The following is a 16,733-nucleotide window of genomic DNA, read 5'->3' as shown; positions in this document are numbered from 1 at the left end:
GTCAGCGCCAGCGGAAGGCCGGCGGATCGGCCGTCAGGCGCAGCCGGCGATGCGTGAACTCGCGGCGCGCGCCCGACTCGTCGAACTGGTTGCCGACATTGGTCAAATGGCCGCTGACGCCGTCGTTCCACAGGCCGGAGACCCAGCCGCGCGGCCGCACCGCGGACTCGTGGATGTACAGGTTGAAGAACTCGCGCTGCTGGGTGCTCAGGCGCTCGTGCGTGTTCAAGGGCTTGGTCGCGGGGCCGGCGAGCTGGTCCGAGCGGACCTTGAGCGGCTGGACCTCGGCCGTGGCGAGGCCGTGAGCTGGGTGGTCCAGCTCGCCTTCCACATGTGCCACCGGTTGCCGACCTGGTACATGTCGCGGAACGGGATGAACGCGAGGTGGTTGACCTTGCCGTTCTCCCGCGGCGGATAGCTGCCGCCGACGTCGGAGTGGGCGCCGGGGTACTCGCGGTCGACGCCCGGGATCACCGACAGCGGGAAGTTCTGCCGGTACTCGTGGCGCGCGGTGTAGTGGGCGACGCCCATCGCGTCGGTGGCGTCGATGTAGAGGTTCTGCCCGGGGTTCGCGTCGTCGCCGGCCTGGCCGAACGAGCCGACGGTGTCGTAGACGCCGACGAAGCGGACGGTGACGTGCGGCTGGGTCTTGCGCAGCGCCATGTTGACGAGGTTGACGAACGTGCGCGCGAGCGCAGCCCCGCGCGAGAAGCCGAACACGTCGACCGTCTTGCACGCCTGCAGCGGCAGCTCGCCGCAGCGGTCGCGCAGCCAGAAGTAGGCGCGGTTGAGCCGCTCCTCGCCGCCGAGGCCGCCGGCCATGCCGGCGACGTTGGCCCCGGTGTCGGCCATCTGCGAGCCGCGGCTGGTCACCGCGGCGGTCCAGCGGGCGCCGAACCAGCGGTCCTGGACGGCGGCCCGCTCGGCCTCGGCCTGGCGCTGGCGCGCGTCGGTGTCCATCGAGCCGACGCCGTCGATGTACTGTTTGACGTAGCGCTCGTCGGCGGTCGCGGTGTCCTTGAAGACGTTGAACAGGCGGACGACGTTGGTGTGACCCTGCCGCGGCTCGTCGCGCGCCCGGTTGTTGTTGGTGCCGTCGAAGAAGACCCCGGCTCGCAGCTTGCGGCCCGGGTTCTGGCACGGGCAGGTCGCGCCCGGCCGCGACGCCGGGAACGCCTGTGCTTCGCCCTGGACCCCCCTCGCAGTGTCGCGCGCGCCCATCGCCTATCTCCTGTTCCTGTCGGCCTCGGCCAGCACGTCGTCCCAGTAGACCGCGGGGTTGGTGATCCGCGCGGCCTCCTCCCACGCGGCGTCGTCGACGTCGTCGACGATGCGGTCCAGCCGGACCTGCTCGTCGATGTCGCGCCGATCGAGGATCGCCTGGATCTTCGGCTGCACGTGAAAACATGGCCCGACGGCCAGCATGTCCATGACGAAGGTGAAGAGGCCGCGCTCGCTGTCGATCGCGTAGGAGCGGGCGATCTCGAAGCAGTGGAGGATCACCGCGCGCAGGTCGAACGGGTCGTGCCTGGCGATCTTGTCCGGCATGCGGACCTGCAAATAAGCGATGATTCGACGCACGAGATCGTCGTCGGCGAGCGTGTCGGCCTGGTCCGCGCGGATCTTGAACATCGCTGGCGCCCGCTGTCGCGCTCGAGGGACGAGTCGACCCCAGGCAGCGTAACAGATGCCTGCGGGAGGATGATCGGGAAACCTCCTGCGCCGGCCGGCCCGCGGGCTCGCGTGCGAGGGCGAGCGGCGCGACCGGCAGCGCCGGCGCGAGGCATGTGCGCACGCGTCCGCTCGCGCCGCGTCCAGCGCGGCGACGCGCGACGCGTCGCCGGCGTTCGCTCCGAGCCGCCCGTGTCCGCGAGGTCCTCGCGCCCGCGCCCGGCGAGGACCGCCTGCACGCGCAGGCCGTCCTCGCGGCCGCTCGGCGACGCCGCTGCCCGTCGCTCGGCTCGCCGGCAGGCGGATCTGCTCGCGGACCTGCGGTGCGGCGAATCTGTCAGGTCGCGCTCGCCCTCGCCGGACGCCGGCATCGAAAACACATCCATCCATTCGTGGTGCTGTCATTCTCGTGAGAGGGCGAGCAGGCGCCGGTCGCTCGAGTCATGACATTCGCACGCTCAGGCAGGGTCGAGGGCGTAGGTGAAGAACACCGCGACCTCCTCCGGCGCCGCTGCGGCGGGGTCGTAGAGGGCGGTGTGGATCCCGCAGAAGCGGAAGCCCATGCGCTGGTAGAATCGGATCGCGGGGACGTTGCTGGTCTGGGTCTCCAGCGTCACGCAGCGCACGCGTTCGCGGTGAGCGAAGTCCAGCGCGGCCGTCAGCAGGGCCCGGCCGAGGCCTCGACCCCGGCTGCCGGGCGCGACGAACAGCGCGCTCAGCTCGGCGCTGCGGTTCCATCGTTGCAGCTGCACGGTCGCAAACCCTTCGAGGGCGCCGCTCGCCGCTTCGCTGGTCACGGCGAACGCGGCGGTGGCCGCTGCTTCCACCAGCGTCTCGGGGGCGTAGGTCTTGTGGAAGGGGACGGCCAGGCCGGTCTCGCGCAGGGCCACGGTCATGCCGACGACCTCCGGTACGAAGATCGTGGAGGTGCTGTAGGACGCGTCGAATGCCTGCAGTCGAGGCGCGTCGTCGGGCCAGTGGATGGGACGCAACGTCATGGCCGGGCCGAGCCTGGCGGTCGGGTCAGGAGGGTATCACGGCCCGGCCCTTCGGCGGCTTGTGCGATCGGCGAGACCTGTGCATCCTTTTCGGGCGTTGGCCAGGTCATGCGAGAATCGCTCCGTCTAAATGGTGAAAACATGAGCAGGTGTTCCCGGCCGCGACTCCGATCGTGGCACACTCTGGTGATCGCAGTCGTCGGCTTCGGGTGTGCGCGGCCGGCTCCATCGGCGACGGAGCGGCCGGCAGCGGAGCCTCGTGCGGGCGAGCAGTCGCAGGCGAGCGCGCGGGCGGCCGACGAGTTGCGCGACCTGCTGCTCCAGGGGCGGGTGGAGGCCGCGAATGCGCTGGTGAAGACGGCGGAGGATCCCGGCGACGAGCGGTGGCGCTGGCTCGCAGCCATGGCCGCGCTCGCGGACAACGATGCCCAGGCGCTGGCGAGGCACCGCGCGGCGCTGGCGGAAAAATCCGGGTGGGCGCTCCTGCTGCGCGCGCAGGAGCAGATGGGCAAGCTGCCCCGGCGCCAGCTGGCCGCGCTGGTGACGGAGGCCCGCGCTCGTCTCGGCGATCATCCGGACGCGGTGTGGCTGCACGCGCAGGTCCTAACGCTGGAGAGTGACGAGGAGGGGCTCACCGCCCTCGCGGCGCTGCCCGACCTGCCCGACAGCGTGCGGGACTTCGTGCACGAGAAGCGCATCGGGCTGGCCTTCTTTCGCCTGAGCGCCGCGCCGCCGCCGATGCGACCGAGCCCCGAGCACGTGCAGGCGCTCGTCGCCGAGGCCGAGCAGACTGCGCCCTCGGGGACGCTGGCGGTCGCGCGAGCGGCCGAAAAATGGCTGGAGCTCCAGCGCGCCGATACAGCGCTGGGGCTCGTCGAGCGGGCGCTCGCGCGGCGCCCCGACGCCCTGGCGCTCACGGTCCTGCGGGCGCGGGCCCGCGTGGCTGCGGCGCGCGAGGACGCCGCGCTGCGGGCCGCGGCGATCGGCGAGCTCGTGGCGCTGGCCGACCGCCACCGCGCCGAGCCGGAGGCGCTCGCGCAGCTCGTCGATGGTCTGCAGCAGCTCGGGGCGACCGAGGCCGCACAGGCGATCTACGACGACGTGCGGCGGCGCTTCCCCGACGCGCGAGCGGTCGAGCGCTGGGACTGGGAGCTCGCCGCGGTGTTCGGGGCGGTGGTGAACTGCAGGATGGCCCTCACCGAGGGCAAGTTGCCGCCGGTGGACGCGCTGGCGCGGGCGCGCGCCCCCGTCGACGCGTTCTTCGACAGGCCGCGGGTGCGCGACCAGTCCTTGCGCGGTTCGACGGCGGCGGCGTCGATCGAATTCCTGCAGTGCGAGCCGGGAGCGCCGCTGCAGCGGGTCGAAGCCGTGGCGCGGGCCGTGCTCGCGGCGCCGTTCGGGGCGTCGTACGACGCCCAGGCTGCCGTGCTCCTGGCGAGCCGGGGCGGGGACCTCGAGCTGGCGCGCGAGCTCGCCGAGCGGGCCCTCGCGCTCGCGGAGGATGCGCATCCTGGCTACGCTCTGGTGGCCATGCCCGGCGAGCTCGAGGAGCTGCGGCGGGTCATGCGGGGGTTCGCTCTCCACGCCCGCGGGCTCGTGCAGCTGCGCGCGGGCAGGGTGGAGGACGCGCGGGCGGACGTCTCGCGGGCGCACGAGCTGTGGCCGACGCAACCGGACATCGCGCTGCTCGCGGCCGAGATGGCCGAACGCGACGGCGAGGTGCATCGGGCCGAGCAGATCCTCGCGCGGTCGATCGCGCAGGAAGGGGCGAAGGCGCGAGCGTGCCGCGAGCGCCTCCAGCAGCTCGTGCGTGCCCGCGGCGGGAGCGTGAAGATCTCGACCGCACGATCGCGCGGCTCGAGCGCGAATGGAAGGACGAACGAATCGCCGCGGTGCTCGCCGGGCGGGCTGCAGCGCCGCAACCCGTCGCGCCGTTCGAGCTGGAGCTGCGCGGTGGCGGCCGGATCTCGAGCGAGGCTCTGCGCGGGCGCGTGACTGTGGTGATTGCCACCGAGCCCTCGTGCTTCGCTTGCCGCCTCGAGGCCCCGGCGCTGGCGAAGCTGCAACAGCGCTATCGCGGGCGCAAGGACGTGCAATTCCTGGTCGTGACGAGCGACCCCGACGGGATCGACGCGCTGCACGGGACCGCGGGGTTCCGCTCGCAGATCGCCAGAGACGACGGCTGGCGGACGGTGGTCGGGATCAACAGCTATCCGACGCACCTGTTCATCGACGCCGCGGGCCGGGAGGTCTATCGGGAGGGCGGTCGTTACCGGGAGATGCACTTCGTCTATCCGGCGCTGATCGAGGCGCTCCGGCGCGGGCGCTGAGGTGCGTGGTCGAGGAGCTGCTGCGCCGGGGTGTTCGTATTCGGCCGGTACGACGAACGCTCAGGCCGCTGCCAATCGCAAGCCTCGGGAAACCTCACTGCTCGGCGGAGTCTGCGCGAGGCGGCGACGAGTTCGGTGATCGACGTCGCGGGCCATTCGCGGCACGCGCATGAGATCTCCGTTCGGGGTGGCCGTACTGGCGAGTCGAGCCCCAGATCGTGATGACATTTGGGGTACGATGAACCCATATTCTGTCGCTCGCACTTCACTGATTTGCGATAAGCTGGAGGTGCCGGGCGCGATGCCCGGCACACCCAAAGGAGCGACCCGTGAGCAAATTGGACGCACCGTCCTCTTCCTGGCCCTCTTCGCCGTCGGAGCGCTGTATGGCGCCTCCTCGGTGGATGCGGCGAGCAACTGCACCTACTACAGCGACGCCAGCCACACCACGGTCGTGGGCCAGTACGGCTACGATTGCTGTCACAACAAGATCGCGTGGGGCAGCAAGACGCCGCACTCGCAATGCGGCGCCTGCTTCATCTGCTATCCCCCGTCGCCGGAGTGACATCGGCGGCGGGCTCGCGTCCCGCCTGCGTTCGCCGCGAGATTGCGGTGTGAAGGGCGTCGTGGCGGGCGCGGGCGCGTCTTAGCCGTTCGCGGCCCCTGGTCCGGGGTATAGCCGTTGCAGCTCGGAGATCGCGTGGGACCGCAGCGGGTGCCCCTCGGGGAAGCGGTCGATCACCTCGATCAGCGCGCGGACCACCTGCTCGATCGCTTCGATCGACTGGTCGTTGCCCGCGAGGCACGCGAGGTGCACCGGTCCGACCTGCAGCGCGTGCTCCCAGAGCCGACCGGCCAGGGCCGCCTGCCAGGCCCCGGTGCTGAATCGCAGCGCGTCCGCGGGGCGCTGGACCCGACGCAGGCACAGCTGCGCGAGCATCCCGAGCGCCGAAATCGTCTCGCTGTTGGCGGGTGTGCCGTGCAGCCGCTCGCCGAGCTCGACCTTGCGGTGCCAGACCTCTTCGGCCTGGACGTACTGCCCGAGGTGGACGTGGCACATCGCCAGGGCCTGGAGCGTCGGGCCCGAGTCGCGCGGCCACTCCGTCCCGGTCGCCTGATACAGCGCATGGAGGCTCGCCTGGAGGACCTTCGTGGCCTCTTCGAACTTCCCCTGGCGCGACAGCGCCTCGCCGAGTCCGTGGAGCGAGGTGGCGACCTCCTCGTGCGCAAGCTGGCCGAGCCATTCGACCTTGAGCGCCACGCACTCGCGCAGGACCGCCTCGGCCTCCTCGTTCTTGCCCTGCTGCACCAGCGCCACGGCCAGCATGTCGAGGAGCGCCGTGACGCTCGCGTGGAGCCGCGTCCCGAGCAGCCGGACGTTCGCCTCGATGCACTGTCGCAGCGCCGTCTCGGCCGCGGCGAACTGACCTTGCGACAGGTACGCGCGGCCCACGTCGGCGAGCGCGAGGGCGATCCGGGACTCTTCGCTGGAAGCGGTCATTCAGGCTCTCCTCGTCGGAGGTACCACAAGATCGCCGGCCCGTGATTGTATCCCGGGATTCTTCGCAGGGCGGTCGAGGATGACGCGGGGGCGGAGATGGGCGCGTCTCGAGGCTCGCGTGTGGGGGCCGGCGGTCGCCCGCGACGGCGACGCCGGGGCTACCAGGCGCAGCGCGTCGGCGCCGGCGCTACGCCGCGGCGCAGACGACCGGGAGGACGAGCGCAGCTCCTTGGCCGCTGCAGCGGCGGCGGAACGCGGCCGGAGCCTCGCCCACGTGGCGCTTGAAGGCGCGGCTGAACGCGAATTCCGAGTCATATCCGACCTCGGCCGCGACGGCGGCCAGCGAGTCGTCGCTCTCGGCGAGGCGCCGGGCCGCGCGCTGCATGCGGATCGCGGTCAGATGGCGCAGCGGTGGCACGCCGAGCTCGGCGAGGAAGCGCCGGGCGAACGCGGCGCGGGACAGGCCGGCCGCCTTGGCGAGCGCCGCCACGGTCCAGCGCTCGGTCGGCTTCGCCTGCATGAGCTGGAGCGCGCGGGCGATTCGTCGATCGACGGGGCGGGGAGCCGTGAGCGTACGGCGGTGGCTGTGCAGCGTGTAGGCGAGCAGCGGCTGCAGGAGCGAGCGGGCCAGCGCCTCCTGTCCGGTGCCGGGGTCCGCGAGCGCGGCGCGCAGCAAGTTGACGATCGCCAGGAGGCCCGGCGAGTCGCGCGTGTTCGCGGCCGGGAGGTGGACGACGGGCGCGAGCCCCGGCAGCTCCGCGGGCGCGGCGGCGTACGTGGCCGACAGGAGCTCGGCCTGCGGGGAGCGAGCGCCGGGCGGCGCCGGGAGGCAACGCAAGCGCGGCTCGCGAAGCGCCGGGCCGGGTGGACCGGCGCCGACCAGCACGAGGTCGCCCGGCGCCAGTTCGAGGACCCGTTGCTCGTGTTGCACGAGGTGGAACGAGCCCTCCACGACGACGTGCAGGCTCGGCTGCTCGCCGGCGTCGACCTGCCAGGGCGGCGCCCCCTGCCGCCGGGACACCGACACTCCGCGAGGAAGCTGCTCGTCGAGCTCGTCCGCCATGAGCGCATGGTGGCTCGCGCAGGGCCGGCCTGTCCAGCGGCGGTGCGCGATCGAGACGATCGGGCATGACGACGCGCCTGCGGGACATGGCTTCGCGGTCGCGGTCGCGGGACGCTATAGGCCCATGCTGGACCCCGATCCGGACCCCGACGAACCGCAAGACGACCGGCCGCGCGCCCCCGCGTTGGCCGACGAAGTGCGCCGAAGCCTGCTGAAGAGCCGGACGGTGCTCGTCTTCGGGGAGATCACCAGCGAGCTCGCGCAGGCGACCACGGCGCAGCTCCTCGCCCTCGCGAGCGAGAGCGAGGCGCCGATCCGGGTGGTCATCCATTCGCCGGGGGGCCACGTCGAGTCGGGCGACACGATCCACGACGTGATTCGCTTCATTCGGCCCGAGGTCAAGATGATCGGATCGGGGTGGGTCGCCAGCGCGGGGGCGCTGATCTTCGTCGCCGCCCGGCGAGAGAACCGCTTCGCGCTGCCGAACACGCGCTTCATGCTGCACCAGCCGAGCGGCGGCCTGCGCGGGGCCGCGGCCGACATCGAGATCGAGGCGGTGCAGATCGCCGCCATGCGCGCGCGACTGAACCGCATCTTCGCCGACGCGACCGGCCAGGACCTCGCCAGGCTCACGCGGGAGACCGAGCGCAACCTGTGGATGAACGCGCGCGAGGCCCAGGCCTACGGCCTCGTGCATCGGGTGATCGAGCGCGGGGAGGAGGTGTGAGCCCGCCCGTCACCCGCTTTCGGGCCGGCCCCGCGGCCTGGGCTGCACCGCGCCGGTGTATTTACGGCCGCCGGCAGGTGCGCCGAATGCCCGCACTGCCGGCGCTCGCCTCAGGGGGCGAAGAGCTTCGACGCGTCGACGTAGGCGAGGTACTCGGCCAGCTTGCCGTCCTCGAAGCGAGAGATGGTGGCCCACGGCACGGTGAGCTCGCTGCCGTCCTTGCGCACGTAGGTGACGAAGCCGTTGCAGAAGGCGCGGTCGCCGAGGCTCCAGGCGTTGTCGAACTGGTGGCGGATGCCGCCGATGCCGGCGAAGAACCCGGCGATGAAGTCCCGGATGGCGGTGCGCCCGGTCACGACCGGATGGTTGGCGAACTGGAAGCTGCCGCGCTCGGTGAAGCAGGCCGCGAAGCCCTCGGCGTCGAGCGCATCGACGCGGGCGAACATCTGATCGACGAATGGCTTGTGTTCCATGATGACTCGTCACCTCTGGCCGGCCGCTCTCTCGAGCGGTGAGATCCGGTCGGCGGACATCGCCGACGGCGACACCGTATTGGCCCGGCCTCTGCGTCGTCAAGGCGAAGCTCGAGCGACGCGCGAAGCAGATCGTCGTGGCCGACGACGCGCCCCGGCGAGCGCCGTTGCGCGCTCGTCCTCGCTCGCGTCACGCGTCGCCGCGGAGGGCGGTCGCTGGGTCTCCTCGGGGCGCTCGCGCAGGTCGAGCGCAATCGATACGAGCACCGCCAGTACGCCCCGCTCGTCGGCGTCGACGGCCCGCGCCCATGCTCACGCGCGCGACGAGAGCGGTCGCGCAGGCCCCGCTGCCTTCGAGGGTGCCGGCTCGTCGAAGGGGCACGACCTGCGCCCGCCGTCGCCGGGCCGTCGCGCCGTGGCAGCTGCGCCCGGCCCCTCGCACCGGCCGGACGGCGGCCGCGAGCGGCCGCCGGCGCTCTGCCCTCATTTGCCGGTCAACGGGATCGACGCGGTGGGGTGCGCGAGGTCGTCGAGGTGCGCCACGTTGATGCGATCGAGGGCGATCGAGAACACCCAGTCCTCCATGAACACCGAGCGCTTGACCTTCGACGCGGAGTCCGTCCACCAATTGTTGCACTTGCCGCTCCACGTCTGCGGCGTCTCGGGCTCCTCGTGAGGCACGCCGCCCAGCAGGGTGAAGCCGCCGTCCACGGTCACGCGGTAGACCAGGAGCCCGCTGAAGGTCATGATATCGCCGTAGTCGCCGCCGCTGCCGCCCTCGCAGATGGTCATGGGCACCGCGAGCAGGTCGCGCGCCTTGAAGTAGGTGAACGCGAGGTGATCCGTGGCCGCGTCCGAGGTCGAGCCGCGGGTGCCGATCACCTCCTTGTCCAGCACCTCGGGGTGCGCCAGATCGGCCACGTCGATGACCTGCAGCTGGAGGCCCTGGAACCACGCGAAGTCGCCCTGATCGTCGGCGTCGTAGCCCATCGTGAGCAGGTGGTCGTCGTCCATGAGGTGCATGTACGTCGAATAGCCCGGGATCTTGAGCTCGCCCTTGATGCTCGGCGCGCCGGGTCGGCGAGGTCGAGCACGAACAGCGGGTCGGTCTTCTTGAACGTCACGACGAAACCGATGTCGCCGCGGAACCGCACCGAGCGGATGTCTTCGCTCGGTGCCAGATGGTCGACCCTGCCGAGCTCCACCAGGTGCGACCCGTGCTCGCTCAAGATCGTGACGGTGCTGTGGACCTCCGGGTCCGGGAGGTGCCCGGTGGTGGTGGCGATCCGCAGGGTGCCCTGGTACTCGTCCATCGCGAACTGGTTCAAGATGCGGCCCTTGACCAGGCCGCTGGCGGCGTACGCCGCGGCCGCGCCGCCGGGCGCGAGCGCGAACTTGTGGACGCTGGTGGCCTCGTTCACGCCGTCCTCCAGCCCCGAGAACCACGCCTGGCCCGCCTCTTCGGCGTGCCGCACCGCGACGTAGAGCGAGTCCTTGGAGCCGTAGATCGCGCCCGGGCGGCTCATGATCGTGCTGGCCCCGAGCGGAGCGACCTCGCCGATGGCGAACGACACCAGCGACAGGAAGCCGCGGGTGTCGCTGGACTGTAGAGGTACACCTGGTCGCAGGACGACAGCGGCCCCTCGGTCACCTGCAGCCCGCCGCCGTCGACGTAGCGGACATCGCGGACCGAGGGCAGGAGCTGGGTCGCCGGGGTCGCGTCGATGAGCTTCAGGTTGGCGAGGCGCAGCGCCTCGAACAGCGCCTGCACCTCGGGCACCGAGACGCCGTGCTCCTTCAGCCCGCAATAGATGGCCGGCAACGTGTCTGGCCAATAGGACAGGCCGGGGACGTCGAGCTCGGGGAACACCACCGCGGTGTGGACATCCTTGGCGACGCGCCGGGAGTTCAGGTACGAGCCGCCAAACACCATCTCGCGGCGGATGCGAGGCTTGGCGCGATCGGCCAGGTCGAGCACGGTGATCTGCAGCTTGTGCCCGTCGCCGGTGAAGTCACAATCGTAGCCGTAGGTACACTCGTTCTCCACCACGCCGCCGCCGTTCCACGGGTCGTCGGGCGCGGGCTGGCTCAGCTCCTCGAGGGAGGAGTAGATGACCGCGGTGTCCTCGTGGACGTACATTCGCTTCGGCGTGCCCTTGATCGGGAAGGTGGAGAGCGCGTGCGCCTGGTCGGCGGGCCAGGCGTCGAGGACGCGGAAGCGGCCGTCGCCGAGGACGTACAGGTAGCCGCCGTCGTTCTTGACGAAGTCGGCCTCGTCGACGTCCGCGACCTGGACGTTGGTGCTTGAATATTCGCTGGCCGTCGCCCCGGCGTCGGCCTCTTCTTCCTCCTCTTCTTCTTCCTCTTCCTCCTCGCCGTATTCCTCGCAGGTGTAGGTGGCCGCGAGCACCGCACGATCGAGGTTGGCCTGCAGGCGCGCCTCCATGGCGGCGATGAGCTTGGCCTTCAAGCTGGCCGCGACGTCGTCACACGAATCGGCGCGAACTAGCTCGGGGAGATTCCTCGCGCTCCTGGCTGACGGTCTCGTCGTCCGCCGAGACCTCGCTGGACGCGCGAGGCGCCTGCGACGCGCAGCCGGGGGCCCGGCCGCCAAAGACGTCAGGGTGAGCACCATGAACCCTCGTGACCTTTGCATCTTCATTCTCCTGTGGTGAACAGAACAGCCGCCAGGGGGCGCGTCACTCGACGGTCTCGGCAGCGAGCTCGTCTTCCTCCTCGGCCCCGCGGTCGACGCCGTCGCCGTCGACGAGCCACCCCGAGCGTGCGACGAGCCCGAGGCGCTCGGCCAGCGGCGGCTCGGGCAGCTCGACGAGGACGCCGTCGGCCAATCGGTCGACCATGAACACGTAGGCGTTCATCGCGTGGCAGACCGAGTCGGTGCGCACGTAACGTTCCTGCGGGTTCCAGAACAGTCCGCCTTCCGCCATTTCCGGGTCTCTCGTCATGAACGAATTCGCCGGCGAATAGGTGTACTGCATCAGCAGGCGGAACAGCAGGGTCACGGCGCCCCGAAACCGGGCGCAGCCGTCGCCGTCGCCGCGAGGGCAATCGAGGTAGAGCTCGGACAGCACCTCGGCCAGCCAGCCGTTGCCGCTGCTCGACAGCGAGGCCTGCCAGCGACCGTGGCGGTAGACGTCGGCGGGATCGTCGATCTGCTGCTCGAGCAGCTCGTCGGCGCAATCGTACACGGTCTTGCGAATGGCAGGGTCGTCGCCGGCGCGGGCGAAGTCGAACAAGGACAGGACCACCCAAGAGCTCGAGATCGGGTTGGGCCGGCGATAATCGTCGCCGAGGTAGCACCCCTCGCGCTCGACCCTGGCGGCGAGCCGATCGGCGGTGCGCGCGGCGGCGTCGAGGTAGCGCGGGTCGTCGGTGACCTCGTACAGGCGCGACAGGGCCGAGAGCACCTGGCCGGTGTAGAGCAATGATTCCTCCTCCGTCACGCTCCACGCGGCGTTCGCGTCCAGGCGCAGCTCCGAGGCGACGCGGCCGTCTTCGCCCTGCATGGTCAAGAGCCAGTCGGCGGCCAGCCGGGCGGCGGCGAGGAAGGCCGGGTCGCCGGTGAAGGCGTGCAGATCGATCAAGGTAAAGATGGACTTGGAGGCGGTGCCGACGACGAATCGCGGCTCGCGCTCGTGCCGCCGGAGGTCCAGGGAGTAGTGGAAGGCGCCGTGGCCGGGCTGGCCGGGGGCGACGCGCTGCATCGAAAGCAGGAACCCGGCGGCGCGCTCGATCGGCTGGCGCAGGCGCTCGTCGCGGTCGCGGGCGTAGACCGCGAGCAAGGTGTAGAGGGTGGACGCGGTGTAGATGGTGTGCAAGCGATCGTCGAAGCTGTCGGTGGACGCGTGATAGTATTTGTGGACGCCGCCGAGCGCGGGATCCATCACGCGCAAGAGGTACGCGGTGCCCTCGTCGATGCGCCGGCGCACCATGTCGCGGTCGAGCACGCGCGCGGGCACGAGGCCGCCGACGAGCTCCAGGCCCTCGCCGTCGAGCTCGACCAGCGCGTACTCGAGGTCGACGAGCTCGACGACGAAGCGCCCCTGCTCCACGCGCTCGCGATCGAGGCCGGGCGCCGCGAGGGCCAGCCCGGCAGCTTCTTTCAAAGAGGTGCACAGCTCGTCGTCGGCCGCGGCCCCGCGCCCCAGGACCACGCCTCCGTGGTACAGCGAGACCGCGACGCGGAGCGGCCGGGCCGCGGTCGGGGGCAAGGCGCAGGGGACGTCAGGGTCGCCCGCAGCCACGCCGCGCACGACGGCGACGACGCGGTCGCGAAAGGCAGCATTGTCGAGCTCGTCGCCCAGCTCGGCGACCTCGTCTCGCTCGCCCGAGTCCGGCTGACAGGCGACGACCAGGAGCGCGGCGATCGCCAGCCACGTCGCAAGCCAGGCGCGAGCGGTCCGGTATTCGACGTCCTTGCAATCGACCAAGATGCGTTCTCGCGGCGGCACTTCCGGCCTCGCTTCCACGGTAGAGCCCGCAAACCCCGCGCTGACCGATTCACACGTGGGCCGACGGAGAGCAGACTGCGCTGATTTGCATGCTAGCGCCGGCCGGTGAGGCGACAAGCGGGCGCAGTGGGCGACATCGGAGCCGTCGACAGCGATCACATCGTAGGCGCACGATCGCGCCGGTCCACGCGGCTCGGTCCGCGTGGCGAGCCGCGGACCGACGAATCCTCGCAGTGCCGGTCGCGGCGCGCGCCTCCGGCTCGAGCGACATCAGGCGCGGGCGAGGCGGCGGCGGCGCCCGGAAACTGCCATCGATGTCAGTCGTCGAGGCCGCGAGCGAACGGGCGGGCCGCAGCGCTCCGGTCATTCGCCGCGGGAGAAGATGGGTGTCGACATACGGGGCGGAGCGCCGCGCGACGGCGAGGTGCGAGGTCGACCATGCCGCCGCGCCGCGGGCCGGAGCGGGCGTGAGCGGCCCCGTGACGGGCCAGGTCGGGCGCCGCATGACCGGGCTTGACGGGGCCCGCGTCTGCTCGGCACGCTAGGCGCGGCCGTGGCGAGCTCCTCTTCTGATTCGATCCGCATGTACCTCGTGCTCCTGGCCGCGATCGGCCCGGCGATCGTCGCGTGGCGCGTGGCCGACACGATCGACTCGGGGCCGTGGTTCGTGCTCCTCGCCGTCGGGGTGGTGGTCGCGGCGCTGGTCTGGCGCACGCCGCCGCTGGTGCGGGCGCGCTCGATGGGCTTCTGGTTCGTGGCGATCGCGCCGCCGCTGTGGGTCCTGGCGGCCGGACTGCTGGCCAACGCGTTCCTCGGCGGCGGACCGCTGGAGCGCCACCCGTCCGAAGTGCTGCGCGAGGCGAGGGCGCGCAAGGGGGCGGACGCGCTGGTGTTCCGCGACTACCGTGCGGGCGGCGACGAGATCAAGGTCTCGCGCCTGAACCCGCACGTGGTCGGCCTCGCCGTCGGCGATCGCGTGGTCCTCGTGGTGCGCCCGGGCCTGTTCGGCTGGCCGCGCGTGGCGGGGATCGAGAAGGTCGCCGCGACGGAGTAGTCGCTCGCGGGCGCTCGAGCGGCCACGAGCATTGGGGAACGGCTGCTTCTCCGACTACGCCGGGAGCGACGGGGTGGTGTTCCGCCGCACCCGCTGCCGCGAGAACATCTGCGAGGACCAGGGCCGCGGCGCGCCATTGTCCAACGCGCTGATGTGGGCCGGCCACCCGGGTTATACGAAGATCCGCCTCGAGGACTCGCATTACTTCGCGTCGTGCAACAATAACCTGGTGTGGCCGGACGAGTCGTTCGAGGTGATCGAGCTCGACGAGCTCGACTTCACGATGCGCGAGCCGATCGTGGTACCGCTGTGCTGGGAATGAGCGGCTGGTGTCGGACGATGTGCGCGCGTCGCCGGCGAGCGCCTCGCTCGGCGTGCAGCGCATGATCTCCCCCTCGTGATGCCGTCACGAGGGACACGCTCGTCGGCATCGGGAAGGTCCTGGACGCAGCCCCGGGGGAGCGGACCATGGCGTCGCGGCTCCGCCGTGGATTGGCCGTACACCGCGCGACGCTTGCCTTCCTCGCCGCTCATCCCGTAGAACACGTTTCGCTGCATCGTCACTGAGATCCAAACTCGGCACCCACCCCCCAACCGAGCCCGGGAGATTCGATGAAGAAGACGGCGAAGGCGAAATCATCCGCGTCGAAGACGGCATCCACCAAGAAGGCGTCGGCGAAGAAGCCGGCCGCGAAGAAGCCGGCGGCGAAGAAATCGACGGCGAAGAAGACGACGGTGAAGAAGACGGCGGCGAAGAAGACGGCGGCGAAGAAGACGGCCGCGAAGAAATCGACGGCGAAGAAGCCGGCGGCGAAGAAGACGGCCGCGAAGAAATCGACGGCGAAGAAATCGACGGCGAAGAAGACGGCCGCGAAGAAATCGACGGCCAAGAAATCGACGGCGAAGAAGACGGCGGCGAAGAAGACGGCCGCGAAGAAATCGACGGCGAAGAAGACGGCCGTGAAGAAGCCGGCCGTGAAAAAGACGACCGCGACGGAGCGAGCGCCGGAGGTCAGCGTGCACATCGAGACGCTGGGGGAGATCATGGCGGACCACTGGCAGTTCGTGGACGCATGGTTGGAGGACAACGACCCGGACCCTGGATTTCACCCGGAGTCGGAGCGGACGCTCGCGGCCGATCGCGCGGCGCTGGCCCGCTGGGAGGAGGAGTACGGGGAGGCCTTCGAGGACACCTTGAAGGCGCACTTCGCCGGCGGCCTCGCGCGATCGAGCCAGTCCTTCATGGAGTACTCGCTGCTCGAGCTGCCGCAGGCGTACGACCGTTGGAGCGGCCTCAACGAGCTCGTCGACGAGGGCGTGTTCAAGAAGGCCAGGCCGCGCGCGCTCGCCGAGGACCAGGACAGCATCCGCCCCGTATGGTGGAGCCGCGGCTTCATCCCCGTCGCCGAGGACGGCGGCGGCAACCTGATGTGCGCCGACCTGGACCCGGGGCCGGGCGGCACCAGGGCCAGTTCATCAAGTGGGAGAAGACCGAGGGCCCGTTCGGCCCGCTCGCCGAGAACATCGCCGCGTACCTCGTCGACTACCGCAACTCCCTGGAGGACGGCTCGCTCGGGTTCGACGCGTCGGGGTTCCTCGAGCGCCGGAAGGTGCGCAAGAAGGGCTCGAAGACGCAGGAGGAGCTGTTCGCGGCGGTCGAGGCCGGCGACGCGGCGACGGTGTCTCGCCTGCTCGCGGCCGACGAGTCGCTCCTCGACGTGCGCAATCAATACGACGAGCCGCTCATCATCCCGGCGATGCAGAATAAGCACACCGACGTCGTGCGCGCCTTCCTCGACGCCGGCGTCGACGCCAACGCCCTCGGCCCGAGCGGCAGCCGGATCCTCGGCTATGCCCTGAGCGCCAACGCGGCCGGCAGCGTCGCGCTCCTGCTCGAGCGCGGGGCCATCCCGCTGACCGACGGCAAGTGGGCCGGCGCGCCCGAGAGCATCATCGCGTCGATGCTCAGCAGGGCGAACTTCTCCGACCACGCGCCCGAGGCCGACTACCTGTCGATGCTCGAGAGCCTGCTGCGCGCCGGCGCGGACCCCAACGTGCCGTGGTACGGCGAGACGCCGCTGATGAAGGCGGCGGCGTTCGGCAGCATGGCGATCGTCAAGCGGCTGATCGCGGCCGGGGCCCGCGTCGACGCCGTCGACGAGAAGGGCAAGACCGCCGCCGCCCACGCGAAGTCGAAGCGGCGCAAGGAGGTCGCGGAGTTCCTCGCGGGGCTCGCGGCCCGCTGACGCGTTACCGTCGCCGCGGGGCCGCTCGAGCGACCGCGCGCGGGCGTGCCGGCGCTCGCGAGACCGGCCGGTGCGGCGGCGACGCGCCGAATCACGCCTGCGATCGCGTCGCATGAATCGACGACGAGCGGTCGGGGCCGCGCTGTGCTGGGGGCCGTGGACACCGCCGCGACCCGCGCTTGACAGCGCGGGCGGGGA

At 71.1% G+C, this 16,733-nt stretch carries 15 protein-coding genes and 2 pseudogenes; 8 read left to right on the top strand and 9 right to left on the bottom strand.

Annotated features, from left to right (window positions below):
* Nucleotide 1: 1 nt before the first annotated feature.
* The 4 genes from OV079_RS28240 to OV079_RS28225 form a co-directional block, all read right to left on the bottom strand.
* A complete protein-coding gene (locus tag OV079_RS28240; RefSeq protein WP_267772051.1) occupies nt 2–229 on the bottom strand; it encodes a hypothetical protein in 228 nt (75 codons plus the stop codon).
* Nucleotides 226–1,221, bottom strand: coding sequence for a T6SS phospholipase effector Tle1-like catalytic domain-containing protein (locus OV079_RS28235; RefSeq protein ID WP_267772050.1), 996 nt, complete (start codon nt 1,219–1,221; stop codon nt 226–228). Before OV079_RS28235 ends, OV079_RS28240 begins: the two co-directional genes overlap by 4 nt.
* Nucleotides 1,222–1,224: 3 nt before the next feature.
* Nucleotides 1,225–1,632, bottom strand: coding sequence for a hypothetical protein (locus OV079_RS28230; RefSeq protein ID WP_267772049.1), 408 nt, complete (start codon nt 1,630–1,632; stop codon nt 1,225–1,227).
* A 497-nt stretch (nt 1,633–2,129) separates the two neighbouring features.
* On the bottom strand, nt 2,130–2,669 hold the full coding sequence (locus OV079_RS28225; RefSeq protein WP_267772047.1) for a GNAT family N-acetyltransferase: 540 nt from the start codon (nt 2,667–2,669) through the stop codon (nt 2,130–2,132).
* A gap of 330 nt (nt 2,670–2,999) precedes the next feature.
* Here OV079_RS28225 and OV079_RS56295 point away from each other — a divergent pair, with 330 nt between their 5' ends.
* The 3 genes from OV079_RS56295 to OV079_RS56285 all read left to right on the top strand — a co-directional run bounded on the left by OV079_RS56295 (nt 3,000) and on the right by OV079_RS56285 (nt 5,564).
* Nucleotides 3,000–4,664, top strand: coding sequence for a hypothetical protein (locus tag OV079_RS56295; protein ID WP_267772046.1), 1,665 nt, complete (start codon nt 3,000–3,002; stop codon nt 4,662–4,664).
* Nucleotides 4,661–4,999, top strand: coding sequence for a TlpA family protein disulfide reductase (locus OV079_RS56290; protein WP_338088944.1), 339 nt, complete (start codon nt 4,661–4,663; stop codon nt 4,997–4,999). Before OV079_RS56295 ends, OV079_RS56290 begins: the two co-directional genes overlap by 4 nt.
* A 400-nt stretch (nt 5,000–5,399) precedes the next feature.
* Nucleotides 5,400–5,564, top strand: coding sequence for a DUF6289 family protein (locus OV079_RS56285; RefSeq protein WP_267772044.1), 165 nt, complete (start codon nt 5,400–5,402; stop codon nt 5,562–5,564).
* An 81-nt stretch (nt 5,565–5,645) separates the two neighbouring features.
* Here the strand turns inward: OV079_RS56285 and OV079_RS28205 are convergent, their stop codons facing one another.
* Complete coding sequence (locus OV079_RS28205; protein ID WP_267772043.1) at nt 5,646–6,500, bottom strand: tetratricopeptide repeat protein; 855 nt, start codon at nt 6,498–6,500, stop codon at nt 5,646–5,648.
* A 187-nt stretch (nt 6,501–6,687) separates the two neighbouring features.
* A complete protein-coding gene (locus OV079_RS28200) occupies nt 6,688–7,563 on the bottom strand; it encodes an AraC family transcriptional regulator (protein WP_267772042.1) in 876 nt (291 codons plus the stop codon).
* A 124-nt stretch (nt 7,564–7,687) separates the two neighbouring features.
* Here OV079_RS28200 and OV079_RS28195 point away from each other — a divergent pair, with 124 nt between their 5' ends.
* Nucleotides 7,688–8,290 carry an ATP-dependent Clp protease proteolytic subunit gene (locus OV079_RS28195; protein ID WP_267772041.1) on the top strand — a complete coding sequence of 201 codons (603 nt, stop codon included), beginning with the start codon at nt 7,688–7,690 and terminating at the stop codon, nt 8,288–8,290.
* A gap of 110 nt (nt 8,291–8,400) precedes the next feature.
* Here the strand turns inward: OV079_RS28195 and OV079_RS28190 are convergent, their stop codons facing one another.
* From OV079_RS28190 to OV079_RS28175, 3 genes and pseudogenes are all read right to left on the bottom strand, one after another.
* On the bottom strand, nt 8,401–8,763 hold the full coding sequence (locus OV079_RS28190) for a nuclear transport factor 2 family protein (protein ID WP_267772040.1): 363 nt from the start codon (nt 8,761–8,763) through the stop codon (nt 8,401–8,403).
* A 483-nt stretch (nt 8,764–9,246) separates the two neighbouring features.
* Nucleotides 9,247–11,209, bottom strand: a pseudogene (locus OV079_RS58750) (beta-propeller domain-containing protein).
* Between the two features lie 253 nt (nt 11,210–11,462).
* Complete coding sequence (locus OV079_RS28175) at nt 11,463–13,214, bottom strand: prenyltransferase/squalene oxidase repeat-containing protein (RefSeq protein WP_267772038.1); 1,752 nt, start codon at nt 13,212–13,214, stop codon at nt 11,463–11,465.
* A gap of 604 nt (nt 13,215–13,818) precedes the next feature.
* Between OV079_RS28175 and OV079_RS28170 the strand changes: the two genes are divergently transcribed.
* From OV079_RS28170 to OV079_RS56280, 4 genes and pseudogenes are all read left to right on the top strand, one after another.
* Complete coding sequence (locus OV079_RS28170; protein ID WP_267772037.1) at nt 13,819–14,289, top strand: hypothetical protein; 471 nt, start codon at nt 13,819–13,821, stop codon at nt 14,287–14,289.
* Between the two features lie 31 nt (nt 14,290–14,320).
* Entirely contained in the window at nt 14,321–14,611 is a 291-nt protein-coding gene (locus tag OV079_RS28165; protein WP_267772036.1) for a hypothetical protein, read from the top strand.
* A gap of 290 nt (nt 14,612–14,901) precedes the next feature.
* A pseudogene (locus tag OV079_RS58745) lies at nt 14,902–15,684 on the top strand (histone H1-like repetitive region-containing protein); the annotation flags it as partial.
* 35 nt (nt 15,685–15,719) lie between these two features.
* Complete coding sequence (locus tag OV079_RS56280; protein ID WP_267772034.1) at nt 15,720–16,535, top strand: ankyrin repeat domain-containing protein; 816 nt, start codon at nt 15,720–15,722, stop codon at nt 16,533–16,535.
* Nucleotides 16,536–16,733: the final 198 nt, after the last annotated feature.

It is taken from the genome of Nannocystis pusilla, from assembly GCF_026626665.1.
In the GTDB taxonomy this organism is placed as follows: Bacteria; Myxococcota_A; Polyangia; order Nannocystales; family Nannocystaceae; genus Nannocystis; species Nannocystis pusilla.
This window is presented reverse-complemented; position numbering and strand designations above follow the sequence as displayed.

Excerpts from the sequence above, each read along its gene's own strand:
- OV079_RS28235 (WP_267772050.1), bottom strand. The coding sequence starts at position 1,221 with ATGGGCGCGCGCGACACTGCGAGGGGGGTCCAGGGCGAAGCACAGGCG.
- OV079_RS28230 (WP_267772049.1), bottom strand. The coding sequence starts at position 1,632 with ATGTTCAAGATCCGCGCGGACCAGGCCGACACGCTCGCCGACGACGAT.
- OV079_RS28225 (WP_267772047.1), bottom strand. The coding sequence starts at position 2,669 with ATGACGTTGCGTCCCATCCACTGGCCCGACGACGCGCCTCGACTGCAG.
- OV079_RS28205 (WP_267772043.1), bottom strand. The coding sequence starts at position 6,500 with ATGACCGCTTCCAGCGAAGAGTCCCGGATCGCCCTCGCGCTCGCCGAC.
- OV079_RS28200 (WP_267772042.1), bottom strand. The coding sequence starts at position 7,563 with ATGGCGGACGAGCTCGACGAGCAGCTTCCTCGCGGAGTGTCGGTGTCC.
- OV079_RS28195 (WP_267772041.1), top strand. The coding sequence starts at position 7,688 with ATGCTGGACCCCGATCCGGACCCCGACGAACCGCAAGACGACCGGCCG.
- OV079_RS28190 (WP_267772040.1), bottom strand. The coding sequence starts at position 8,763 with ATGGAACACAAGCCATTCGTCGATCAGATGTTCGCCCGCGTCGATGCG.
- OV079_RS28170 (WP_267772037.1), top strand. The coding sequence starts at position 13,819 with ATGTACCTCGTGCTCCTGGCCGCGATCGGCCCGGCGATCGTCGCGTGG.